26 protein-coding genes are annotated in these 22,795 nt (G+C 73.5%); 19 read left to right on the top strand and 7 right to left on the bottom strand.

From position 1 onward, the window contains the following. From D3A59_RS26090 to D3A59_RS00730, 7 genes are all read left to right on the top strand, one after another. Window positions 1-532: phospholipase D-like domain-containing protein (locus D3A59_RS26090; protein ID WP_240635875.1), on the top strand; the 532-nt coding region annotated here is incomplete at its 5' end. A 230-nt stretch (window positions 533-762) separates the two neighbouring features. Continuing rightward, the gene (locus tag D3A59_RS00755; RefSeq protein ID WP_157991341.1) at window positions 763-1,071 is read left to right on the top strand and encodes a hypothetical protein; all 309 of its coding nucleotides are present in this window, start codon (window positions 763-765) and stop codon (window positions 1,069-1,071) included. A gap of 139 nt (window positions 1,072-1,210) precedes the next feature. Next, window positions 1,211-2,155: a GNAT family N-acetyltransferase gene (locus D3A59_RS00750; RefSeq protein ID WP_170162262.1), complete on the top strand. Its 945-nt coding sequence runs from the start codon at window positions 1,211-1,213 to the stop codon at window positions 2,153-2,155. 93 nt (window positions 2,156-2,248) lie between these two features. Then, window positions 2,249-3,067, top strand: a complete 819-nt coding sequence (locus D3A59_RS00745; protein WP_119153020.1) for a TIGR00266 family protein — start codon at window positions 2,249-2,251, stop codon at window positions 3,065-3,067. Window positions 3,068-3,357: 290 nt separating this feature from the next. Continuing rightward, window positions 3,358-4,326: a YncE family protein gene (locus tag D3A59_RS00740; protein WP_119153121.1), complete on the top strand. Its 969-nt coding sequence runs from the start codon at window positions 3,358-3,360 to the stop codon at window positions 4,324-4,326. Further along, window positions 4,310-5,107, top strand: a complete 798-nt coding sequence (locus tag D3A59_RS00735) for a polysaccharide deacetylase family protein (RefSeq protein ID WP_119153019.1) — start codon at window positions 4,310-4,312, stop codon at window positions 5,105-5,107. Before D3A59_RS00740 ends, D3A59_RS00735 begins: the two co-directional genes overlap by 17 nt. Window positions 5,108-5,123: 16 nt before the next feature. Next, window positions 5,124-6,068 (top strand): sterol desaturase family protein, encoded by a 945-nt coding sequence (locus tag D3A59_RS00730; protein WP_119153018.1) that lies wholly within the window; start codon window positions 5,124-5,126, stop codon window positions 6,066-6,068. 28 nt (window positions 6,069-6,096) lie between these two features. Here D3A59_RS00730 and rarD read toward each other — a convergent pair whose 3' ends face one another. From rarD to D3A59_RS00715, 3 genes are all read right to left on the bottom strand, one after another. After that, window positions 6,097-6,972 (bottom strand): EamA family transporter RarD, encoded by an 876-nt coding sequence (gene rarD, locus D3A59_RS00725; protein ID WP_119153017.1) that lies wholly within the window; start codon window positions 6,970-6,972, stop codon window positions 6,097-6,099. 100 nt (window positions 6,973-7,072) lie between these two features. Beyond that, window positions 7,073-7,297, bottom strand: coding sequence for an RNA-binding S4 domain-containing protein (locus tag D3A59_RS00720; RefSeq protein ID WP_119153016.1), 225 nt, complete (start codon window positions 7,295-7,297; stop codon window positions 7,073-7,075). Then, window positions 7,297-7,644, bottom strand: a complete 348-nt coding sequence (locus D3A59_RS00715; protein ID WP_119153120.1) for an FKBP-type peptidyl-prolyl cis-trans isomerase — start codon at window positions 7,642-7,644, stop codon at window positions 7,297-7,299. Before D3A59_RS00715 ends, D3A59_RS00720 begins: the two co-directional genes overlap by 1 nt. A gap of 239 nt (window positions 7,645-7,883) precedes the next feature. On the opposite strand from D3A59_RS00715, the gene msrA reads away from it, so the two are divergent. From msrA to D3A59_RS26610, 7 genes are all read left to right on the top strand, one after another. Then, window positions 7,884-8,429: a peptide-methionine (S)-S-oxide reductase MsrA gene (msrA, locus tag D3A59_RS00710; RefSeq protein ID WP_119153015.1), complete on the top strand. Its 546-nt coding sequence runs from the start codon at window positions 7,884-7,886 to the stop codon at window positions 8,427-8,429. Then, window positions 8,426-9,067 (top strand): ATP-binding cassette domain-containing protein, encoded by a 642-nt coding sequence (locus D3A59_RS00705; protein ID WP_119153014.1) that lies wholly within the window; start codon window positions 8,426-8,428, stop codon window positions 9,065-9,067. Before msrA ends, D3A59_RS00705 begins: the two co-directional genes overlap by 4 nt. A gap of 77 nt (window positions 9,068-9,144) precedes the next feature. Then, window positions 9,145-10,350 carry an ABC transporter permease gene (locus D3A59_RS00700; protein ID WP_119153119.1) on the top strand — a complete coding sequence of 402 codons (1,206 nt, stop codon included), beginning with the start codon at window positions 9,145-9,147 and terminating at the stop codon, window positions 10,348-10,350. A 21-nt stretch (window positions 10,351-10,371) separates the two neighbouring features. Continuing rightward, window positions 10,372-10,644, top strand: coding sequence for a hypothetical protein (locus D3A59_RS00695; protein WP_119153013.1), 273 nt, complete (start codon window positions 10,372-10,374; stop codon window positions 10,642-10,644). Further along, entirely contained in the window at window positions 10,634-11,251 is a 618-nt protein-coding gene (locus D3A59_RS00690) for a DUF3299 domain-containing protein (protein ID WP_240635874.1), read from the top strand. The genes D3A59_RS00695 and D3A59_RS00690 overlap by 11 nt, the downstream gene beginning before the upstream one ends. Before the next feature lie 55 nt (window positions 11,252-11,306). Continuing rightward, entirely contained in the window at window positions 11,307-11,714 is a 408-nt protein-coding gene (locus D3A59_RS00685; RefSeq protein WP_119153012.1) for a hypothetical protein, read from the top strand. Window positions 11,715-11,843: 129 nt separating this feature from the next. Further along, window positions 11,844-13,877 carry a TonB-dependent receptor gene (locus tag D3A59_RS26610; RefSeq protein ID WP_119153011.1) on the top strand — a complete coding sequence of 678 codons (2,034 nt, stop codon included), beginning with the start codon at window positions 11,844-11,846 and terminating at the stop codon, window positions 13,875-13,877. Window positions 13,878-13,928: 51 nt separating this feature from the next. Here the strand turns inward: D3A59_RS26610 and pdxH are convergent, their stop codons facing one another. Beyond that, window positions 13,929-14,564 (bottom strand): pyridoxamine 5'-phosphate oxidase, encoded by a 636-nt coding sequence (gene pdxH / locus D3A59_RS00675; protein ID WP_119153010.1) that lies wholly within the window; start codon window positions 14,562-14,564, stop codon window positions 13,929-13,931. A gap of 338 nt (window positions 14,565-14,902) precedes the next feature. On the opposite strand from pdxH, the gene D3A59_RS00670 reads away from it, so the two are divergent. Then, a complete protein-coding gene (locus tag D3A59_RS00670; protein ID WP_119153009.1) occupies window positions 14,903-15,559 on the top strand; it encodes a nucleotidyltransferase family protein in 657 nt (218 codons plus the stop codon). A 7-nt stretch (window positions 15,560-15,566) separates the two neighbouring features. On the opposite strand, the gene D3A59_RS00665 is transcribed toward D3A59_RS00670, so the two are convergent. Next, entirely contained in the window at window positions 15,567-16,193 is a 627-nt protein-coding gene (locus D3A59_RS00665) for a gamma-glutamylcyclotransferase (RefSeq protein WP_119153008.1), read from the bottom strand. 218 nt (window positions 16,194-16,411) lie between these two features. On the opposite strand from D3A59_RS00665, the gene edd reads away from it, so the two are divergent. After that, the gene (edd, locus tag D3A59_RS00660; protein ID WP_119153007.1) at window positions 16,412-18,238 is read left to right on the top strand and encodes a phosphogluconate dehydratase; all 1,827 of its coding nucleotides are present in this window, start codon (window positions 16,412-16,414) and stop codon (window positions 18,236-18,238) included. Between the two features lie 61 nt (window positions 18,239-18,299). Then, a complete protein-coding gene (gene eda, locus D3A59_RS00655; RefSeq protein ID WP_119153006.1) occupies window positions 18,300-18,956 on the top strand; it encodes a bifunctional 4-hydroxy-2-oxoglutarate aldolase/2-dehydro-3-deoxy-phosphogluconate aldolase in 657 nt (218 codons plus the stop codon). A 19-nt stretch (window positions 18,957-18,975) separates the two neighbouring features. Here the strand turns inward: eda and D3A59_RS00650 are convergent, their stop codons facing one another. After that, window positions 18,976-20,097: a glycosyltransferase family 9 protein gene (locus D3A59_RS00650; protein ID WP_119153005.1), complete on the bottom strand. Its 1,122-nt coding sequence runs from the start codon at window positions 20,095-20,097 to the stop codon at window positions 18,976-18,978. A gap of 255 nt (window positions 20,098-20,352) precedes the next feature. Between D3A59_RS00650 and D3A59_RS00645 the strand changes: the two genes are divergently transcribed. Next, on the top strand, window positions 20,353-21,381 hold the full coding sequence (locus tag D3A59_RS00645; RefSeq protein WP_157991340.1) for a glycosyltransferase family 9 protein: 1,029 nt from the start codon (window positions 20,353-20,355) through the stop codon (window positions 21,379-21,381). A 22-nt stretch (window positions 21,382-21,403) separates the two neighbouring features. On the opposite strand, the gene D3A59_RS00640 is transcribed toward D3A59_RS00645, so the two are convergent. Then, window positions 21,404-22,234, bottom strand: coding sequence for a glycosyltransferase family 2 protein (locus tag D3A59_RS00640; protein ID WP_119153003.1), 831 nt, complete (start codon window positions 22,232-22,234; stop codon window positions 21,404-21,406). Between the two features lie 275 nt (window positions 22,235-22,509). On the opposite strand from D3A59_RS00640, the gene D3A59_RS25140 reads away from it, so the two are divergent. Beyond that, window positions 22,510-22,743: a hypothetical protein gene (locus D3A59_RS25140; RefSeq protein ID WP_157991339.1), complete on the top strand. Its 234-nt coding sequence runs from the start codon at window positions 22,510-22,512 to the stop codon at window positions 22,741-22,743. The last annotated feature ends 52 nt before the right edge of the window (window positions 22,744-22,795 follow it).

Here is a 22,795-nt window from a genome sequence, read left to right as displayed (position 1 = left end):
CAGCAGCTCGCCCTCCGGCGGCAGCGAGAGCATGCACCTGATGTACCTGCTGTCGATCACCGCGGCGAGCCGCAGCATCGACCTCGCGGCCTCCTACTTCGTGCCGGACGAGCTCGCGATCCGGGCGCTCTGCGATGCGGCCAGGCGCGGGGTGCGCGTGCGCATCGTCGTGCCGGGGGAGCACATCGACACCGGCACCGTGCGCCGCGCCTCCCGCGCGCGCTGGGGCGAGCTGCTCGAGGCGGGCGTCGAGATCCGCGAGTTCCAGCCGACGATGTACCACGTCAAGGCGATGATCGTCGACGGGCTGCTGGTGTCGGTGGGCTCGACCAATTTCGACAACCGCTCCTTCCGGCTCAACGACGAGGCCAACCTGAACGTCTACGACGAGGCCTTGGCCGCACGGGTGACCACGATGTTCGAGGCCGACCTGCGGCGGGCGCGCCCCGTCACGCTGGCGCAGTGGCGGCAACGGCCCCGGACCGAGAGGCTGATCGAGCAGCTCGCCTCGCTGCTCGGACCGCTGCTCTAGGCTGGAGCGGCCTCCTGAAGGAATCACCGAATACCACTTCAGGGCCACAGCACTGACGCAATCGTCAACAGATTGTCACTAAAATTGTAAGGTGGCAGTTGCACTTGCGCGCTGCCGCATTCCCCATGCACATCACTACCCCACCTTCCATGGCTCCGCAGCACGAAGACAAGGAAACGCCGGCGTTCGGCGGCGCCGGGGCGGCGGGAGCGGTGCATCCCGCGCGCCGCATGCCGAGTCCGGCGGACCGCGAATTGCTGCCCGCCACGCTGCGCTGGCTCGCCGCCTTGCCTCCCCACGTCCGCCCGATCGTCACCGGGCAGAAGCATCCGCACGTGCTCAACCGGCTCTGTGACGCCTGGCTGTGGCCGATGCGCGTGCGCAACCAGTTCCTCGACCTGCTGATCGACCAGCGCGGCAACCGCCGCGGCTTCAGCTTCGAGGTGCTCGACGAGATCTCGACGCTGCAGAACTACTACGTCACCCAGCTCACGCGGGAGCAGCGCGCCTTCTGGGACGAGCACCGCACGCTGATGTGACGGCACCGCGGCGGCCGCTGCAGCCGCTGCAGCCGCTGCCGCGCGTTTGACACCCCTTGCCGGCGGCTCCTATAAAGTGGCGCCCGTCCCGACCGTGCCCGCAGCGCGGCCGGCCCGCCGCACCTCCAGGAGATCCGCCGTGCCCCACTTCCAGCCCGAGATCGGGCCTGCCGCCCCTGACGAACTGCCCGCTGCCGCCGCGCTGCTGAGGACCTGCGGGCTGTCGCCCGAGGGGCTCGACGGCGAGAGCCTGCTGCTGCTCGTCGCGCGCTGGCAGGGCCGGCCGCAGGGCTGCATCGCGCTCGAGTCGCACGGCGACGAGGCGGTGCTGCTGCGCTCGCTCGCGGTGGAGCCGGCGCTGCGCGGACGCGGCCTCGGCGCGAGGCTGCTCGACGCCGCACTGGCGCTCGCCGGAGAGGCCGGGGTGCGGCACGCCGCGCTGCTGACCGAGGGCGCGGCCGACTTCTTCGCGCTGCGCGGCTTCCGGCCGGTGGCGCGCGCGCAACTGCCGGCGGCGCTGCAGGCCAGCGCACAGCTGCGCGGCGCCTGTCCCGACAGCGCGGGCGCGATGCTGCGCGAGCTCCACGGCGGCCTGCGGGTGCGGCCGGCCGTGGAGGCCGACATGGCGGCGGTGCTCGGGATCTACAACCACGAGGTCGAGCACAGCAGCTCCACCTACCAGTACGCGCTGCGCACGCTCGAGGAGCAGTGCGAGATCCTGATGACGCGCCGCCGCGACGGCGACGGCTTCTTCGTCGCCGGTACGCCCGACGGCCGCGTGGTCGGCTACTCGAGCTACGGCCTGTTCCGGCCGCGCGAGGGCTGGCGCTTCTCGTGCGAGCACGCGGTCTACCTGCATCCGGACTGGCGCGGCCGCGGCATCGGCCGGCTGCTGCTGCCGCCGGTGATGGCGCATGCGCGGCGCCGCGGCTTCCACACGATGGTCGGCGTCGTCGACGCGTCGAACACCGCCTCGGTGCGGCTGCACGAGGCGCTCGGCTTCCGCGTCGCCGGCGTGCTCAAGGAGGGCGGCTACAAGTTCGACCGCTGGCTCGACGTCGCCTTCGTGCAGGCGATGCTCTGAACGATCCCGGGGGCGGGCCGGGGCGGACGGCCTTGAGCTACCATCGCGCCCGTTTTCTTCTCCCCCACCATCTCTGACACAAGGAAACAGGCAATGGCGATGGACGTCGTGGACTACGAGATCAAGGGCTCCGAGATGCAGTTCGTCGAGATCGAGCTCGATCCCGGCGAGGCGGCGGTCGGCGAGGCCGGCAGCATGATGTTCATGGATGCCGGCGTCGAGATGGATTCGGTGTTCGGCGACGGCGCGAAGCAGTCCGGCGGCTTCTTCGGCAAGCTGCTCGGCGCGGGCAAGCGCCTGGTCACGGGCGAGTCGCTCTTCACCACCGTGTTCACCAACAATGCACACGGCAAGAAGCGCGTGGCCTTCGCCGCGCCCTATCCGGGCAAGATCCTGCCGATGGACCTGAGCAGGATGGGCGGCATGCTGATCTGCCAGAAGGATTCCTTCCTGTGCGCGGCGCGCGGCGTCTCGCTCGGCATCCACTTCCAGCAGAAGCTCTCGGTCGGCTTCTTCGGCGGCGAGGGCTTCATCATGCAGAAGCTCGAGGGCGACGGCCTGGCCTTCGTGCATGCCGGTGGCACCGTGGTGCGGCGCGAGCTGCAGCCGGGCCAGACGCTGATGGTCGACACCGGCTGCCTGGTGGCCTACACGCCGGACGTGAACTTCGAGATCCAGTACGTCGGCAAGATCAAGACGGCGCTGTTCGGCGGCGAGGGCCTGTTCTTCGCGAAGGTGACGGGGCCCGGCACCGTGTGGCTGCAGAGCCTGCCATTCTCGCGCCTCGCGTCGCGCGTGTTCGCCGCGGCGCCGCAGACCGGCGGCGGCGGTCGCGAGGAGGGCTCGATGCTCGGCGGGCTGGCCGCCGGCGGCCTGCTCGGCGGCGTGTTCGGCGGCGGCGACGACGACTGAACGGATGCGGCGGCGGCCCCCGTGGGCGGCCGCTTCCCGGGAGCGGCGGCGGCGTCTTCGCGCCCTCGTGCAATTTTCGTCGCACGCGCGCATGTCGTCGTCCGGCTAGACGTCAACCCCTGCTATGCGGGGCGCGTTGGTGGCACCATGCCGTTCCTGCGCGCCGCGTCCCGCCGGACCCGAATCCGGGCCGGGGGCAGGCGGCGCGGCTGCGGACCCGTCCGGGTCCGGCCGACACGCGGTTTTCCATTCCCGGGGTGCTTGTGGATCTTCTGTCTCGTGGCCGCGCGCTGGTGCTGTGCGCAGCCGCCTTGCTCGCGCCGTGCCTGGCGCAGTCGGCGTCGCCGATCTTCGTGCTCAACTCGCTCGACGCCACCGTCAGCGTGATCGACCCGGTGGACTACAAGGAGCTGCGCCGCATCCCGACCGGCAAGGAGCCGCACCACCTCTACCTGACGCCGGACGAGAAGTCGCTGCTGGTGGCCAACGCGCTCAGTGACTCGCTGACGCTGCTCGACCCGCGCACCGGCGCCGTGCAGCGCTCGATCACCGGCATCGTCGATCCCTACCACCTGCGCTTCTCGCCGGACATGAAGTGGTTCGTGACGGCCGCGAACCGGCTCGACCACATCGACATCTACCGCTGGCTGCCGGCGGCCAGCGGCTTCGACCTGCAGCTCGTCAAGCGCATCCCGGCGGCCAAGACGCCGAGCCACATCGCCATCGACGGCGCGAGCCGCACCGCCTACGTCACGCTGCAGGACAGCGACGAGCTGATCGCGATCGACCTCGCGACCCAGGCGCCGAAGTGGACCGTGAAGGTCGGCAAGATGCCGGCGGACGTCCACATCACGCCCGACGACCGGCGCCTGCTCGTCGGCCTGACCGGCGACGAATTCGTCGAGGTCTACGACATCACCGTGTCGCCGATGAAGCTCCTCACGCGCATCAAGACCGGCGCGGGTGCGCACGCCTTCCGCGCCAAGGGCGACCGCCGCCACGTCTTCGTCAGCAACCGCGTCGCCAACACGATCAGCCAGATCGACATGCAGACGATGACGGTGGTCGACACCTTCCCCGGCCCGTCGGGCCCGGACTGCATGGAGGTGCTCGCCGACGGCAAGACCATCCTGCTGTCCTCGCGCTGGGCGGGCAGGATGTCGGTGATCGACACCGCCACGCGCCAGGTGGTGCGGCAGGTCAAGGTGGGGCGCTCGCCGCACGGCATCTGGACGCTCGACCATGCGGGTCGCCAGTGAGCGCTGGGTCGGCCTGCTGCTGACCGGCGCGGCGACGGCCGCTGCGGCCGCCCCGGTCCCCCCTGCCTGCGAGCGGCCGGTCTACCTGACCTTCGACACCGGCCACATGGGCGTCGCGCCGCTGGTGGCCGAGGTGCTCGCGCGCCAGCGGGTGCGCGCCACCTTCTTCCTCGCCAACGAGAAGACGCTCTCGGGCGGCGGCAGCCTCGACGACGAGTGGGCCGCCTGGTGGCGCGCGCGCGCCGCCGAGGGCCACGCCTTCGGCTCGCACACCTTCGACCACGTCTACTGGCTCGGCGATGCCGAGGGCGGGGGCTTTCGCGTGCGCGCGAGCGCCGGGCCCGAGGCCGGCCGCACGCGGCACTGGAGCCCGGCGCAGTACTGCGCCGAGCTGCAGCGCCCCGCCGAGCGTTTCCGCGCGATGACCGGCCGCGCGCTCGCGCCGCTCTTCCGCGCTCCCGGCGGCAGGACCTCGCCGCGGCTGATCGCCGCCGCGCAGGCCTGCGGCTGGCAGCATGCCGGCTGGTCGCCGGCCGGCTTCCTCGGCGACGAGCTGCCGAGCGGGAAGTACCCGAACGCGCGGCTGCTCGAGCAGGCGCTGCGCGACGTCCGCCCGGGCGACATCCTGCTGGCCCACCTCGGCATCTGGTCGCGCGAGGACGCCTGGGCGCCCGCGGTGCTCGAGCCGCTGATCGAAGGACTGAAGGCGCGCGGGCTGTGCTTCGCGACGCTCGAGCAACATCCCCGCTACGGCGGCGCGCTGGCGCCGCTGCCCCGCTGACGACTCCTTCCTCCTCATGGACACCCTGATCTCCGCCGTCTCCTGGGTGCAGGACCAGCTCTTCGAGCAGGCCGTGCAGCCGCTGCTCTTCCACCTCGGCCTCGCCAGCTGGATCGAGGACGGCTACCGTGCCACGCTCTGGGCGGTGGTCGGCCTGCTGCAGCTCGCGGTGCTGCTGGCGGTGATCCGGCCGCTGCAGAAGCTCTGGCCGGCCGAGCCGCTGCGCGACCCGGGGGCGGTGCGCGTCGACGTGATCTACACGCTGATCCACCGCCTCGGGCTGTTCCGCCTCGGGCTCTTCTTCACCGTCGAGCCGCTGTGGGACGCGCTGTTCGGCTGGCTGCACCTCTACGGCATCACCGGCGTGCACCTCGACCAGCTCTGGCCCGGCGTCACGGACCTGCCCTGGCTCAGCCTGCTGATCTACCTGCTGGTGTTCGACTTCGCCGACTACCTTCTGCACGTCGGCCAGCACCGCTGGCGCTGGTGGTGGGCGCTGCATGCGCTGCACCACAGCCAGCGGCAGATGACGATGTGGAGCGACAACCGCGGCCACCTGCTCGACGACCTGCTGCGCGACGGGCTGCTGGTGCTGCTGGCGCAGTGCATCGGCGTCGCGCCCGGGCAGTTCGTCGCGGTGGTGGCGATCACGCAACTGCTCGAGAGCCTGTCGCACGCCAACGTGCGCTTCGGCTTCGGCCGGATCGGCGATCGGCTGCTGGTGAGCCCGCGCTTCCACCGCGGCCATCACGCGATGCACCTCGAGGCGGGCAGCCGCGGCCACAACTACGCAGTCCTGTTCCCGGTGTGGGACATCGTGTTCGGCACCGCGCGCTACTCGCGCGAGATCCCGCCCACCGGCATCGCCGACCAGCTGCCCGAGGCGGGCGGCCGCGACTACGGGCAGGGCTTCTGGGCGCAGCAGTGGCTCGGTCTCAAGCGGATGGCCGGGCGGGGCTGACGCGCTCGGCGAGCGCGGGGCGCGGCCTTCAGCGCGGCGCGCGGCGCGAGTGCCAGAGGCCCTCGGCGCTGTAGAGCGCGAGCGCGAGCCAGATCGCGCCGAAGCCGATCGCGCGCTCGGCGCCGAAGGGCTCGCCGAACAGCCACACGCCCAGCAGCAATTGCAGCGTCGGGCCGATGTACTGCAGGAGCCCGAGTGTCGCGAGCGTGATGCGCCGCGCGCCGGCGGCGAACAGCAGCAGCGGCACCGCGGTGACCGGACCCGCGGCCGCGAGCAGCCAGCGGGTTGCGGCGTCGCCGGCGACGAAGGCGTCGGTGCCGGAGCCCACCCACAGCGCGATGGCGCCGAGCGCCAGCGGCGTGAGCAGCAGCGTCTCCAGCGCCAGCCCGTCCAGCGGCCCGAGCGGCGCGGTCTTGCGCAGCAGGCCGTAGGTCGCGAAGGTCGCGGCCAGGAAGAGCGCGATCCAGGGCGGCTGCCCGCCCTGCCAGGTCAGCCAGGCCACCCCTGCGGCCGCGAGCGCCACCGCGGCCCACTGCACGCGGCGCAGCCGCTCGTGCAGCACCGCGAAGCCGAGCACCACGTTCACGAGCGGATTGATGAAGTAGCCGAGGCTCGCCTCGACCACGTGGCCGTTGTGCACCGCCCAGATGTAGACGAGCCAGTTGCTCGACAGCAGCGTCGCGCTCAGCGCGGAGACCGCGAGCACCCGGGGCCGGCGCAGCGCGCCGAGCAGCCCCCCCCAGCGCCGGCGCGCGACGAGCACCAGCAGCACGAAGGCGAGCGACCAGCCGATGCGGTGCGCGAGCACCTGCAGCGGCGGCACGTGCGCGAGCGCGCGGAAGTACAGCGGGAACAGCCCCCACATCACGAAGGCGAGGGCGGCGGACAGCGGGCCGGAGTTCATGCGGGCGGGCCGCACGCGCAGCGGGCGCGGCCGAAGGGATGCGGGGGAAGGATTCTCGCAGGCCGCGGCGCAGCGGCCGCGTGCGGCGCCGCCGTTGCGCTCAGGCCTCGGGGGGCAGCACGCGCACGCGCGTGCCCGGCAGGCTCACCACCTGCCCGGCGCGGATCTTCGCGGTCTTGCGCGATTCCACCTGGCCGTCGACCGAGACCGAGCCGCGTGCCACCATCGCCTTGCCCGCGGCGCCGCTGTCGGCGAGGCCGAGGGCCTTGAGCAGGCTGTGCAGCTCGATGAACTCGCCGCGCAGGTGGAACTCGATCTGCTGCATCAGACCGACAGCAGCTCGACCTCGAACAGCAGCGTCGCGTTCGGCGGGATCACGCCGCCGGCGCCGCGCGCGCCGTAGCCGAGCTGCGGCGGGATCACCAGGCGGCGCGTGCCGCCGACCTTCATGCCCTGCACGCCCTCGTCCCAGCCGCGGATCACCATGCCGGCGCCGAGCGGGAAGTCGAAGGGCTGGCGGCGGTCCTTGCTGGAATCGAACTTCGCGCCCTGCACGCCGCTCTCGTAGAGCCAGCCGGTGTAGTGCACGGTGACGTGCTGGCCGGCCTGGGCCTCGGGACCGGTGCCGGGCACGGTGTCCTCGTACTGCAGGCCCGACGGGGTGGTGGTCATCGTCATTCGGGAAGTCCTTTCTTCGTGAAAGGCGGCACGGTAGCACAGGCTCGTGACAAGGGTTGCGGCATGTGTCCGCCGTGCCGCCAAAGGCTGCGATGCCCCTGCGGCTGCAAGCCGCATGCCTTGCGGGCGGCACTCCCGTCTCCCTGCGCGGGCGCGCGTGGAAGCGCGCCCGCGACTCGCGCGCCCGGGCGATTCGGATAATCGGGGCCCGACACGACAACGAGGAATGCGCCATGTCTTCGAACCGGCAGGAAGAAACGATCACGCTCGGCGGCGGCTGCTTCTGGTGCACCGAGGCGGTGTTCGACCGCGTCGACGGCGTGCTCGACGTCGAGAGCGGCTACTGCAACGGCCATGTCGATCGCCCGAGCTACGAGCAAGTCTGCAGCGGCAACACCGGCCACGTCGAGGTGGTGCGCGTCACCTTCGATCCGTCCCGCATCCCGCTGCGCGAGATCCTGGCGATCTTCTTCACGATCCACGACCCCACCACGCCGAACCGCCAGGGCAACGACGTCGGCCCGCAGTACCGCTCCGGCATTTACTACCACGAGCCGGCGCAGCGCGCGGTGGCCGAGGAGGTGATCGCGGAGGTCGCCGCGGGGCTGGAGCGCCCGGTCGTGACCGAGCTGCAGCCGGTGGCCAACTACTGGCCGGCCGAGGACTACCACCAGGACTACTTCGCGAACCACCCGGGCCAGGGCTACTGCGCCTACGTCGTCGCGCCGAAGGTCGAGAAGTTCCGCCGCACCTTCGCGCAGCGCGTGCGGGCGGCATGATCGAGGCGCGCGAGCCCGCCTGCCGGCACCCGCGCGGCCCGCTGCTGCGCTTCCCGTCGTTCGCGGTGCCTGCCGGCGGCACGCTGCTGCTGCGCGGCGCGTCCGGCTCGGGCAAGTCGACGCTGCTCGCGTTGCTGGCAGGGCTGCTGACCCCGGACGCGGGACAGGTGGTGGTCGACGGCACCGACGTCGGCGCGCTGCCCGCGCGCGAGCGCGACGCGTGGCGCGCACGCACGCTCGGCTTCCTGCCGCAGCGGCTGCACCTGAGCGACAGCCTCTCCGTGCGCGACAACCTCGCGCTCGCGCTGTGGGCCGGCGGCGCGGCGCCGCCCGGGGGCACGGAGGAGATCGACGCGCTGCTGGCGCGGCTCGGCGTGGCCGGGCTCGCGTCGCGGCGCCCGCACGAGCTCAGCGGCGGGCAGGCACAGCGCGTGGCGCTCGCCCGCGCGCTGCTGCGCCGCCCGCGGCTGCTGCTCGCCGACGAGCCGACCGCGAGCCTCGACGACGCGGCCGCCGGCGCCGCGCTCGACGCGCTGCAGCAGGCGGCGGGCGAGGGCGGCGCGACGCTGGTCGTCGCCACGCACGACCGGCGCGCCGTGGCAGCCCTCGGCGAGCGCGCGCAGGAGCTCCTGCTGTGAGCCGCGGATCGCCCCCTGCGGCCGGCCACGGCTCCGCCGCGCAGCCGCCGCGCGTCGCCGCGAGCGACCCCCCGCGCCTGAGCGCGCCCGGCCTTGCGTGGCGCTACCTGTGGGCGCGCCCGCTCGTCGCGCTGCTGAACCTGCTGCTGCTCACGCTCGGCCTCGCGTCGGTCTGCTTCGTGCTGCTCGCCAGCGAGCAGATCGAGCGCTCCTTCGAGCGCGACCTCGCCGGCATCGACCTCGTCGTCGGCGCCAAGGGCAGCCCCTTGCAGCTGATCCTCGCCGGCGTCTTCCACCTCGACGTGCCGAGCGGCAACATCCCGCTCGCCTCGCTCGAGACCCTGCGCGCTCACCCGATGGTGGCGCAGGTCATCCCGGTCTCGATGGGCGACAGCTTCCGCGGGCACCGCATCGTCGGTAGCACGCCCGACTACCTGGCGCTCTACGACGCGCGGCTCGCCGCGGGACGCGCGTGGCAGGCGCCGCTCGAGGCGGTGCTCGGCGCCGAGGTCGCGCGCCGCACCGGGATGCGGCCCGGCGACCGCTTCGAGGGCACGCACGGCCTCGGCGAGGGCGGCGAGACGCACGGCGACACGCCCTACACCGTCACCGGCGTGCTCGCGGCAACCGGGGGCGTGCTCGACCGGCTGATCCTGACCTCGACCGAGTCGGTGTGGGCGGTGCACGAGGCGGCCACCGCACTCGACGAGGAGGACCTCGCGCTGCTGGCGGAGGAGCGCGAGGTGACGCTGCTGCTGGTGCGCTACCGCTCGCCGCTGGCGGCGGTGTCGCTGCCGCGCTGGGTCAACGCGCAGACCGAGCTGCAGGCCGCGGCCCCGGCGCTCGAGACCGCGCGGCTGCTGCGGCTGGTGGGCGTCGGCACCGACGTGCTGCGCGGCTTCGGCGCGGTGCTGCTGCTGTCGGCAGCGCTGTCGGTCTTCATCGGCCTGTACCACGCGGTGCGCGAGCGCGAGGGCGACCTCGCGATGCTGCGCATGCTCGGCGCGCCGCCGGCGCGCGTCGCGTCGCTGGTGCTGGCGGAGGCGCTGTGGCTGGCGCTGCTCGGCTCGCTGCTGGGCCTGGCGCTCGGCCATGGCTTGACGCATTTGCTAGGCTTGGTGCTCCAGGCCGAACGCTCGCTGCAATTGAGCGGCGCGGTCTTCGTGCCGGCCGAGCTGGCGCTGCCGGCGCTCGCCGCGGCGCTGGCGCTGCTGAGCGCGGCGCTGCCCGCGTGGCGCGCCTACCGGATCGACGTGCTGCGGCTGCTGCAGGCGCCGCGCTGACATTTCCCCGAGGAACCGAGAATGAAGAGACTGTCGAGCATCCTGCTGGCCGGCCTGCTTGCCGCCTCCGCCGCCGTGGCCCAGACCGCTGCGGGCGGGGCGGCGGGCAAGGGCGGCCCCGACGAGCATGCGAAGAAGGACATCCAGCGCCACCGCGCGATGGCCGCGGCCCACGAGGCGGCGGCGCGCTGCCTCGAATCCGGCAAGAGCGAGGAGGCCTGCCAGAAGGAGTTGCAGGCGGCCTGCAAGGGGCTGGCGATCGGCAAGTACTGCGGCATGCGCCATGAGCACTGAGCGCCGCCTTCCTTCGCTCGCCGCCATGCTGCTCGGCGGCGCGCTGCTCGTGCCCGTCGCGGCGCTCGCGCAGGCCGCCGGCGAGCCGCTGCTGAGCCCGCCGATCGGCACGCCCGCCCCGGTGCCCGGCAAGGCAGCCCGGGACGCGGCGCCGATGCTGCCCGGCAGCATCGACAAGCCGGGGCTGCCCGCGGGCTCCGGCCCGGGCTACCACGACCCGCGCAGCCCGTTCAAGCCGCTGCAGGACCGCGAGGGGGTGGTGCCCTGGTCGCTGCTGTCCTCGGTGACGACGAAGCAGCTGAAGAACCGGGTGCAGCCGGTCTTCCCGGATCCGGTCAAGGCGCTGGACAAGAAGACGGTGAGGGTGCAGGGCTTCATGATGCCGCTCGACCCCGGCGAGCGGCAGAAGCACTTCCTGCTGTCGGCGGTGCCGACCACCTGCTCCTTCTGCGTTCCGGCCGGGCCCGAGGGGCTGGTGCAGGTGCGCACCACGTCGCCGGTGCGCTACGGCATGGAGCCGCTGGTGATCGAGGGCCGCCTCGAGGTGCTCGAGAACGACCCGTTCGGCGTCTACTACCGCATCACCGGCGGCCGGCAGGTTCAGTGACAATCGCGGCCCCCGGCGTGCGGCCGCCGCAGGCCGCACGCCCCCATCCTTTCGCATGAATCGTCCGTCGCCGCTGCCGCCGATCGCACCCCGCAGGGCCCGCGCCCTGGGCGGGCTGCTGGCGCTCGCGGTGCTGGTGGCGCAGCTGCTGGGCCTCGCGCACCGCAGCCTGCACCACTGGGAGGACGCCGCCCCGGGCGGGGCCGGGGCGCAGGCGCATCACTCGGCGGGCCCCGGCGAGCGGGGCCTCACGCCGCTGCTGCACGCGCTCTTCGGCGAGCATGCCGACGACGAGAGCTGCCGCCTCTACGACCATGCCGCGAGCGGCGAGGCCGGCCTCGGCCCGGTCCTCGTGCTGCCCACCGGCGCGCCGCAGGCCCCCGCCGGCTGGACGCCTCGCCTCGCGCCCGCGGCGGCGCCCGTCGTTGCCTTCCGCGCCCGCGCGCCGCCGGCGCACGGCTGAGCCTTTCCCTTCCGACTCCCGCCCCGGGGCCGGGCCTGCCGCGCGTGCAGGCCGGCCCGTTCCGCGTGCCTGTCCGCTCGCAGCCCTCCCGGCGCGGCGCGGGCGCGCCCGTTCCGAATCGATGTCCTCATGAAGAAGAATCCTTGTTCCCTGCGCCTGCTGCCGCGCGCGCTGCGCCTGTGCGGCGCCGTCTCCCTGGGCGGCCTCGCGTCGCTCGCCGCGGCGCAGTCGCCCGCGACCGAGCTCGCGCCCGTCGTCATCACCGGCAACCCGCTCGGCAGCGCCGAGGTGGTGGCGCCGGTCACGACGCTGCGCGGCGACGCGCTGGTGCAGCGCCGCGGCACGACGCTCGGCGAGACGCTCCAGGGCCTGCCCGGCGTGGCCGGCACCGGCTTCGGTCCCAACGCCAGCCGCCCGGTGATCCGCGGCATGGACGGCGACCGCATCCGCATCCTCGAGAACTCCGGGGCGACGATCGACGCCTCCAGCCTCAGCTTCGACCACGCCGTGGCGCTCGACCCGCTGGTGGTCGAGCGCATCGAGGTGCTGCGCGGCCCGGCGGCGCTGCTCTACGGCGGCGCGGCCACCGGCGGCGTGGTCAATGCGATCGACAACCGCATCCCGCGCGAGCCGGTCACGGGCGTGACGGGCAGCGGCGAGCTGCGCCTCGGCGGCGCGGCGCGCGAGAAGGGCGGCGCCGCGCTGCTCGAGGGCGGCGACGGCCGCTGGGCGCTGCATGCCGACGTGTTCGGCCGCGAGACGCAGGACCTGCACGTGCCGCGCTTCACGCCGCCCGGCGGCGAGCCGACGCGCCGTGTCGCCAACTCCGCCAGCCGCGGCGAGGGCGGCGCGCTCGGCCTGAGCCGCACCTTCGACGGCGGCTTCGTCGGCGCCTCGGTCGACACCTACGAGAACCGCTACGGCGTGGTGGTCGACCCGGACGTGCGCATCCGCATGCAGCGCGACAAGCTCGGCCTCGCGGGCGAGTGGAGCGCGCCGGTGGCGGGGCTCGCCAAGCTGCGCGCGCGCCTGGGCCGCACCGACTACCGGCACGACGAGCTCGAGGCCGACGGCGGGATCGGCACCACCTTCGAGAACCGCGGCAGCGACTGGCGCGTCGAGGCCGAGCACCGGCCGCTCGGCCCCTGGCGCGGCGTCGTCGGCCTGCAGGGCGAGCGGCTGCGCGCCTCGGCGATCGGCGAGGAGGCCTTCGTGCCGAACACCCGCACGCGCAGCGACGCGCTGTTCGTGCTCGAGGAGCTGCCGCTGTCGCAGGGCAAGCTCACGGCCGGCGTGCGCGCCGAGCGGGCCCGCGTCGGCTCCGGGGGCGACGCGCCCGGCACCGAGGAGCCGCGCTTCGGCGAGGCGCAGCAGCGCCGCTTCACGCTCGCGAGCGCCTCGGTGGGCGGCCTGTGGCGGCTCGGCGGCCCCTGGGAGCTGAGCGGCAGCCTCGGTCACACCGAGCGCGCGCCGACCTACTACGAGCTCTTCGCCGAGGGCGTGCACGTGGCCACCGGCGCCTACGAGCGGGGCTCGGCCGCGCAGGCCAAGGAGCGCGGCCGGCACCTCGACGCGGCGCTGCAGTGGAAGCAGGGCGCGCACTCGGTGAAGGCCGGCGCCTTCGCGAGCCGCTTCGGCAACTACATCGCGCTGCGCGGCACCGGCGAGACCTTCGCCGACGAGGAGGGCGCGGAATTCCCGGTCTACGCATTGGAGGGCGTGCGGGCGCGGCTGCACGGCCTCGAGGTCGAGGCGCGCACGCGGCTGCTCGACGGCGCGCACCGCGTCGAGCTCGACGGCCGGCTCGACACCGTGCGCGGCACCGACCGCAGCCGCGGCACGCCGCTGCCGCGCTTGGCGCCGGTGCGCGTGGCCGCGGGCCTCGGCTGGCAGCACCAGGGCTGGACGGCGCGCGCCGAGATCGCGCACGCGTCGCGCCAGGACCGCGTGGCCGAGGACGACGTCGCGACGCCGTCCCACACGCTCGTGAACCTGCAGGCGGGACGCCGCGTGCGCCTCGGCGGCAGCGACGCGCTCGCGTTCGTGCGCGTCGACAACCTGACGAACGAGCTGGCCTACAACGCGGTGGCGGTGCGCACGGTGCGCGAGCTCTCGCCGATGCCGGGACGCAGCCTGAAGCTGGGTCTCAAGGTGTCGTTCTGACACCGGGGCGCCGGCCGCGTCCCGGCCGGCGCCCCGGCGAGAGCCGGGAGCTCAGGGCGCGAGCCGCTCCCTGACCCAGCTGCCGCCGTCCAGGCGGTAGCGCAGCCGGTCGTGCAGCCGGCTCTTGCGGCCCTGCCAGAACTCGAAGTAGTCCGGCACGAGCCGGTAGCCGCCCCAGTGCGGCGGGCGCGGCGGGTTCAGCGCGAACCGGGTGCCGTACTTCGCGGCATTGGCCACCAGCACCGTGCGCGAGCCGATCACCTCGCTCTGCGGCGAGGCCCAGGCGCCGATGCGCGAGTCGAGCGGGCGGGAGTGGAAATACTCGTCCGACTCCTGCTCGCTCGTCTTCTCGACGCGGCCCTCGATGCGCACCACGCGCTCGAGCTCGATCCAGTGGAACTGCAGCGCCGCGAAGGGGTTGGCCGCCAGCTCGCGGCCCTTGCGGCTGTCGTAGTTCGTGTACCAGACGAAGCCGCGCTCGTCGAAGCCCTTGACCAGCACGATGCGCGTCGACGGCCGCCCCCCGGGCCCGACGGTGGCCACCGTCATCGCGTTCGGCTCCGGGATGCCGCTGTCCAGCGCCTCGCGGAACCAGGCCCGGAACTGCTCGAAGGGTCCTTCGAGCGCATGCTGCTCGTCGAGTTCGGCCAGTTCGTAGCTCTTGCGGAGGTCGGCAATTCTTTTCATGGTCGAAGTATAGGAAGCCAAGGGAAAACACCGACGCCCTTGCGTCACGGTGGCACGGCGCTCCAGCTTGCAGCAAACCCGGTTTTCATGGGGGCACGAGGTGCAGCCGGGCCCCTTGCCCGAGGCCCGGGCGTGCGGCGCCGCGTCGTGCGAGGCGGCTGGCCCATCGCTTGCATGTCAGTCCCGTGACAGAAAGGCATCACGGCCTGCTCCCCCTGGAGACGGGGCCTAGGTGACTCCACGCATTCCGCACTGGCGGGATGTGCGATTCCATAGGGTTCAGGCAGGGACGGAACCGCCCGGGCGGTCCGGTCCCCGCGACAAGAAAAGGATTTTTCATGATTCCCTCTCCGGTGGTGATCGTCCTGGCGGCAGGGCGGGGTGTGCGCTTCGAGGGCGCCTCGCACCGGCTCGCGCAACCCTGGGGAGCATCGACCGTGCTGGCGACCACGCTGGCGCAGGTCTCGGCCAGCGGGCTGCCGCTGGTGGTGGTGACGAGCGAGGCGCTGCGCGAACTGGTGCGAGGCATCGCGCCTACCGACGCCGTGGTGACGTTGCCCTCGGGCGACGGCCGGGACGGTGCGCCGAGCGTGGGCGAGTCGATCGCCGCGGGCGTGCTCGCGCGCGGCGACGCACCGGGCTGGCTGGTGCTACCGGCGGACATGCCGATGGTGCAGTCGCGGACGCTGCAGGACATCGCGCGCGCGGTCGGGCACCATCCGGTGACCTATGCGCAGCGCCGCGGCCTGCGCGGCCACCCGGTGGCCTTCTCCAGCGAGCTGTACTCCGAGCTCCGGACGCTGTCGGGCGACCACGGCGTGCGCCGGCTGATGGCGCGCTACCCGGCCAACGCCATCGAGGTGGAGGACGACGGAGTGCTGCTCGATGCCGGCCGCATCGGCATGCCGCCGCCGCCGTCGCTGCGCCGCCTGCCGGTGGCGCCGCCGCCGCCGCTGCTGCGCCTGTACAAGGCTGCGGCGCCGCCCTCGGGTTGAGGCGGCCTCAGCCGCCGGACGCCGCGTCGCGCGCCAGCCGCAGCAGCGCCGTCAGCGCGCGGTCGTGGATGCCGTGCGCGCGCAGCCCGGCCTCGGTGCGCATCACGTAGTCCAGCGTGCTGCCGTAGCGGCCGCAGGCCTGCGAGAAGATGCGCTGCAGCGTCTCGGGGGCGAGCGTGCCGGTGTAGTTGGGGCTGCGCCGGCTAAGCGTGAAGGCGAGCGCCTGCACCGGGCCCTGCGCGGTGCGGCAGGGCAGCCAGCGCGGGTCGTAGACGCCGGTGGGCATCTCGCGCTGCCACAGCCGCTGCAGTTCGGCCTCCGCGCGTGCGGCCGGGATGCGGAAGACCATGCCGCGGCAGCTGCCGCCACTGAGCAGCGCGAACACCAGCCCCGGGCATTGCGGCGTGCCGCGGTTGACGCGCGACCACATCTTCAGCGCACGGTGGTAGCCGTGCACGGTGGCGAGGCGCTGCTCGACATGCTCGAACTCCGGCCGCCAGATCAGCGAGCCGTAGCCGAAGACCCACAGGTCGGCGCCTGCCCGCCATCCGGCGAGCGTGCGGGCGAGCAGCGGCGCCGGATCCCGCAGCGGCACGAGCTCATGGCTCTCGGAAAACAGGACCGTCTCGGACATCGGATGGCACTTTACGCCGCCCGCCTGTCACCGCGGGCCCCGGGGAAACGGGGAACCGTGCATTCCTTGCGATGTAACTCGATTACATCCTATCCTGTGACTTGCTGCGCATTCAGCACGATCCATGTAACATGGTTACATAAAGTGCATGCCCTGCCGCGAGGCGCGGCAGGGCATGCGCCTTGCCGATCCCTCCCACCCGCACCGCATCACACGCCATGAAATCTCTCATCGACGAAGTCACCCAGCGCATCCGTGAGCGCAGCGCGGCCACGCGGGGCCGCTACCTGCAGCGCGTCGAGCGGATGATCGATCGCCCGCGCGGGCCCGAGCGGCTGGGCTGCGCCAACGTCGCGCACGCCTTCGCCGCGCTGCCGGGCAGCGACAAGTTCAAGGTGGTGGCCGAGAAGGCGCCCAACATCGGCATCGTCACGTCCTACAACGACATGCTGTCGGCGCACCAGCCCTACGAGGGCTTCCCGGCGATCCTGCGCGACGAGGCCGGGCGCTGCGGCGCGACCGCGCAGGTCGCGGGCGGCGTGCCGGCGATGTGCGACGGCGTCACGCAGGGGCTGCCGGGGATGGAGCTGAGCCTGTTCTCGCGCGACAACATCGCGCGCGGCACGGCGATCGCGCTGAGCCACGACGTCTACGAGGGCGCGCTGCTGCTCGGCATCTGCGACAAGATCGTGCCGGGGCTGCTGATCGGCGCGCTGCACTTCGGCCACCTGCCCTGCGTGTTCGTGCCCGGCGGGCCGATGAGCACCGGGATCTCGAACCACGAGAAGTCCAGGGTGCGTGAGCAGTACGCGCAGGGGCTGGTCGGGCGCGAGCGGCTGTTAGAGGCCGAGTCGGCCGCCTACCACGGCCCGGGCACCTGCACCTTCTACGGCACCGCCAACAGCAACCAGATGCTGATGGAGGCGATGGGCCTGCACGTGCCGGGCGCGGCCTTCATCCACCCGCACGACGGGCTGCGCGAGGCGCTCACGCGCGAGGCGGTGCGCACGGTGCTCGCGCGCCGCAAGGGCCAGCCCGGCTTCCTCCCGATCGGACGCCAGGTCGACGAGCGCGTGATCGTCAACGCGATGGTGGCGCTGCTGGCCACCGGGGGCTCCACGAACCACCTGATCCACTGGGTGGCGGTGGCGCGCTCGGCCGGCATCCTGATCGACTGGAACGACTTCTCGGACCTCTCGTCGGGCGTGCCGCTGCTGGCGCGCGTCTATCCGAACGGCGCGGCCGACGTCAACGAGTTCCAGCGCGCCGGCGGCCCCGGCTTCGTGCTGCGCGAGCTGCTTGACGGCGGCTGGCTGCACGGCGATGTGGCCACCGTGTCGGAGGGCGGCATGCGCGACTACACCCGGCTGCCGGTGCGCGCGGAAGGCGGACGCGTGGTGTGGCAGGACCTGCCCGAGGCGCCCGGCGACGAAAGCATCCTGCGCCGCGGCGACCGCCCGTTCAGCCCCACGGGCGGGCTGAAGCTGCTCAAGGGCAACCTCGGCCGCGCGGTGATCAAGAGCTCGGCGGTGCCCGAGGACCGGCACGTGATCGAGGCACCGGCGCGCGTCTTCGACAGCCAGGAGGAGCTGCAGGCGGCCTTCAACGCCGGCGAGCTCAACCGCGACTTCGTCGCGGTGGTGCGCTTCCAGGGCCCGGCGGCCTGCGGCATGCCCGAGCTGCACAAGCTCACGCCGCCGCTGGCGGTGCTGCAGGGCCAGGGCCACCGCGTGGCGCTCGTCACCGACGGGCGCATGAGCGGCGCGTCGGGCAAGGTGCCGGCGGCGATCCACGTCAGCCCCGAGGCGCTCGCGGGCGGGCCGCTGGCGAAGGTGCGCGACGGCGACCTGGTGCGGCTGGACGCGAACGCCGGCACGCTCGAGGCGCTGGTGGACGCGGCCGAGTGGGACGCGCGCGCGCCGGCCGAGCGTTCGCCCGAGCAGGCCGAGGCGATTGGCTGGGGGCTGGGGCGCGAGCTCTTCTCCGGCATGCGCCAGATTGTCACGAGCGCGGAGGAGGGCGCATGCACCTGGCAGATGAGCTGAGGGCGGGTATCCGCCCCGTGACGCGGCCGAAGGCGAACAGGGAGCACGAGGAGTCCGAACGATGAACCCGATGGAATTGGCGGCGCACGGCCCGGTGATCCCGGTGCTGGTGATCGAGCGCGTCGAGCAGGCGGTGCCGCTCGCGGAGGCGCTGGTCGCCGGCGGCGTGCGGGTGCTGGAGGTGACGCTGAGAACGCCCGTGGCGCTGCAGTGCATCGAGGCGATCGCGCGCCGGGTGCCGCAGGCGATCGTCGGCGCCGGCACGGTGCGCTCGGCCGGCGACGCGCAGGCGGCGAAGGACGCGGGCAGCCGCTTCGTCGTGAGCCCCGGCTACAGCCGGCACGTCGGCGAGGCCTGCCGCCAGCTCGGGCTGCCGCTGCTGCCGGGCGTGGCCACCGCCAGCGAGGTGATGGCCGCCAACGACGACGGCTACAGCTTCCTGAAGCTCTTCCCGGCCAGCGCGGTGGGCGGCATGCAGCTGCTCAAGTCGCTCGCGGGCCCTTTCCCCGACGTGAGCTTCTGCCCGACCGGCGGCATCACGGCCGAGACCGCGCCGCAGTACCTAGCGTTGCCCAACGTTCGCGTGTGCGGCGGCTCGTGGCTGACGCCCCTCGACGCGGTGCACCACGGCGACTGGGCGCGCATCACCTCGCTCGCGCGCCAGGCCGCCGGGCTGCGCGGCGCCGGCATGCCCTCCACGCTCGGCCCGCTGCACTGAGGCGGCCGCGGCGGGCCGTTCAGGCCCCGTCGAACAGGGGCTGCGCCAGCGCGATCACCTGCTGCACGGAAACATCGTCGACGAAGGAGTCGGTGTGGCCGCAGTCGAAGCCCACCGAGTTGCGGCCGCAGGCCGGGCAGTCCAGCCGCCACGAGACCGCCGCCGCCTGCCGGGCGCAGCTCAGCGGCCCGTAGCCGATCATGTTGCCGACCCAGTAGACCGCGACCGAGGGCACGCCGAGCGCGCGCGCCAGGTGCGCCGGGCCGGTGTCGTTGGACACCACCAGGCGCGAGCGCTCGATCAGCCCCGCCAGCCCCCCGAGCGACAGCCGGCCGGTCAGCTCGCGGGCCTGCGCCCCGGCGGGCAGCGCGGCGAGCACCGCGGCGACCTGGGCCGCCTCGTCCGCGGTGCCGTTGACGGCGACCTGGGCGCCGAGCCGCGCGAAATGCGCGCCGACCTCGGCGAAGTGCGCCGGCGACCAGCGCCGTCGCGGATCGGTCGCCCCCGGCTGCAGCAGCACCAGCGGCTGCGGCGAGGGCGGCAGCACCGCGGCGGCCTCGGCCCGATCGGCCTCGGTCACGGCCACGCGCGGCTCGAGTCGCGTGCCGGGCGCGCCGACCAGCGCCACGAGCTCCAGCAGCCGCAGCGCCTCCGGGTGCAGCTCCCGGTAGGGCAGCACGCGGTCGAGCGGCGGGCTGCCGGGCGCCTGCAGCCCGGCGCTCACGCGGGCGCCGAGCGCGCGCACGAGCGGGTTGCTGTGGCGACCGCCGCCATGCATCTGCAGCGCCAGGTCGAAGCGGCGCGAGCGCATCTCTGAGAGCCACGCGTCGACCGCCGAGCGCGCCGCGTCGTCCTGCGGCGCCCGCTCGGGCAGGCTCACGCCGGGCAGCGGCGGCATCACGATCACCTCGTCCACCGGGCCGGGCCGCCCGGCGAGGAAGGCGGCATGCCAGGCGCGGCCGATCAGGCTGATGCGCGCGTCGGGATAGGCGCGGCGCAGCGCCTCGAGCGCCGGCAGCGCGAGCAGGAAGTCGCCCACCGCCGAGGCGCGCAGCACCGCAATGCGCTGCACGCCGTCGATGCGTTCGCCGCGGCCGGCGTAGAGGCCTTCGGCGGCGGAGCAGGGCGGGGCGAGGGACATCGGGACTCCTGCGGCAGTGGAGGCAGTGAAGCGCTGCAGCAAGACCGGTGCCGCCGTCCGGCGGGTGATCAGTGGCGGCGCGACCCCCTGCCGACCGGCTTTCCGGTGAGCAAATCCGGTCGCGGGCCGCACTTTCTGCGGCAGATCGCGCTGCCGAGGGCGTTTCCGGGGGGCGGCGCGCAGGGCATGCGGCTTGCCCTGCCGCCAGGGGCCCCGGCACGGTGCCGGTGGCCGCCGTTCCCGGGAGTGCCTGTCTTGACCGAGATCCTCAGCGTCGATCGCATCTGCGTGTTCCGTGCCCTGCAGCTGGGCGACCTCGTGTGCGCCACGCCCGCGCTGCGGGCGCTGCGCCACTGTCACCCGCGCGCGCACATCGCGCTCGTCGGGCTGCCCTGGGCGCGCCAGCTCGCCGAGCGGCTGCGCCCCTGGGTGGACGAGGTGATCGCCTTTCCCGGCCATCCCTCGCTGCCGGAGCAGCCGGCCGCGACGCCCGAGGCGCAGGCGGCCTTCGCCGAGGCGATGCGCCGCCGCCGCTTCGACCTGGCGCTGCAGATGCACGGCAGCGGCGGGGTGAGCAACGGCATCGTCGCCGGCTTCGGCGCGCGGGTCGCGGCGGGCTTCCACCCGCCCGGCCTGCCGCCGGCGCGGCCCGGCCGCTGGTGGCCCTATCCGGAGTCGCCGCACGAGGTGCAGCGCAACCTGCGGCTCGTGGCCCTGCTCTCCGGCCGCGACGTGCGCGACTTCGACGACGCGGTCGCTTTCCCGCTGACCGCCGCCGACCAGGCCGAGCTGCAGTCCCATCCGGCGCTGCGCGACGCGGCGCGGCTCGCGCCCGGCAGCTTCGTCTGCCTGCACCCGGGCGCGCGCGACCCGGCGCGGCGCTGGCCGGCCGAGCGCTTCGCGCAGGTCGGCGACCGGCTCGCCGCAGCCGGCTACCGCATCGTCGTCACCGGCAGCGACGCGGAGCGGGAGCTGGCGTCGCAGGTGATCGGCGCAATGCGCGCGCCGGCGCTGCACGCGGCCTGCGACATCGGCATCGGCGGGCTCGCCGCGCTGCTGGCCCGCGCGCGGCTGCTGGTGTCCAACGACACCGGCGTGGCACATGTCGCCGCGGGCCTCGCGCTGCCGAACGTGGTGGTGTTCTTCGCCAGCGACCCGGGCCGCTGGGCGCCGCGCAACTGCGCGCCGCACCGCATCGTCTGCGAACCCGGCGGGCCGGACGCGGAGGCGGTCGGGCGCGCGGCACTGGAGGTGCTGGACGCGGCGCAGGCCGCCGCGGCCTGAAGCCCGGTCGGCCCGCGCGGCTTCAGGCCGCGCGCTGCGAGGCCGTCAGCAGGTAGGGCGCGTCGGCGTCGCGCACCGGCACGGTGGTCGGCAGCTCCTGGTGATAGGCGCCGGAGGGCATCAGGCCGCAGCCGCCCCAGCGTGCCATCACGCGCAGTTGCGCCAGCACGTCCTCGCCGCAGTGCTCGGCGGGCAGCTCCTGCCAGAAGCCGAAGCCGCCGACCTCGCGCAGCCGCGCGGTGTCGTACATCACGCAGCCGCCGGTCCAGGCCACCTTGTAGAGCCGCGAGGGCGTGCCCGGCGGGCACAGGCGCCGCTGCACGTGCCAGAGGTTGGCGGCGTTGTGCAGCAGGTGGCGCTGCCAGGCCGGCGTGCCGGGCCGCACCTCCTCGGGCTCGACCGGGCCGTCCCAGAACTCCACCGCCTGCTGGTGCGGGCGCTCGTCGTCGCGGTAGGACAGGCCGATCACCGCGCTGCCGACGAAGCCGGCGCCGCTGTCGCGCAGCGCGGCCAGCATGCGCGCGATCAGGTCGGGCTCGAGCAGCACGTCGTCGTCGATGAACAGCACCTGCGGCGCGCGCGCCTGCTCGAGCAGGAACTGGCGCTGCTGCGCCAGCCCACGGCGCGGCAGGTTGCGCAGCAGGCGCACCGCATGGCCGCGCGCCTCGAGCAGCCGCACGATCGAGCGCGCCTCGCCGCTGTCGAAGCTCGCGTCGCCGTCGGACTGGTCCGAGACGACGACGCCGAACTCGCGGTGCGTCTGGCCGATCAGCGTGGCGAGCGTCGCCGCCAGCGCGGCCGGCCGCCCGCAGGTAGGGATGAGGACATCGACGCGCGCGGCCTCCCGGTTCATCGAGCCGCCCTCCGGGCGGGGCGGGCGGCGTCGAGGCCGGGCAGGACCGGGGGGCAGGGGCGGGCAGGCGGGCAATGGGGCATCGGCTTCTCCGGCATGGGAACGCGCAGATCGGAGCAATCCGGATGCCCCGCCCGCCCGGCGGGGGAGGGCGCCTCAGTCCTGCACGGCGCGCTGGATCAGCTCGACCTTGTAGCGATTTGGCTTAATTTGCGGGCGGTGCTGGTTCCCATAAAAATCAACAAGTTAGATAAGACGTCGATGCGCTGTAGGGCGTGAAAACCGCCTCGAAACGGGTGGCAGCCGCCAAGAAATGGCGGCTGAGCCGCCATCGGATCGATTACATTGCCGTCCGAGTGAACAGGAGGACGGCAGTGGCAACGGCAAAGCAAAAGCCATCGGGGAAATGGGAAATCGCGGTGAGGCATCCGAGCCTGCCGCGCGGGCGGAAGTACTTCACCTTCGACACGGAGGCGGAGGCGAACGCCTATGCGCATCAGTGGACCTGATTAGTCATGATCCTCAGCCACGCTCCGGATATGACGCTCGCGCATAGGCGAG

Source organism: Caldimonas tepidiphila (genome assembly GCF_003569765.1).
Taxonomy (GTDB): domain Bacteria; phylum Pseudomonadota; class Gammaproteobacteria; order Burkholderiales; family Burkholderiaceae_C; genus Caldimonas; species Caldimonas tepidiphila.
Note: the sequence above shows the minus strand (reverse complement) of the source record. Positions and strands in the feature narration are given on the sequence as shown.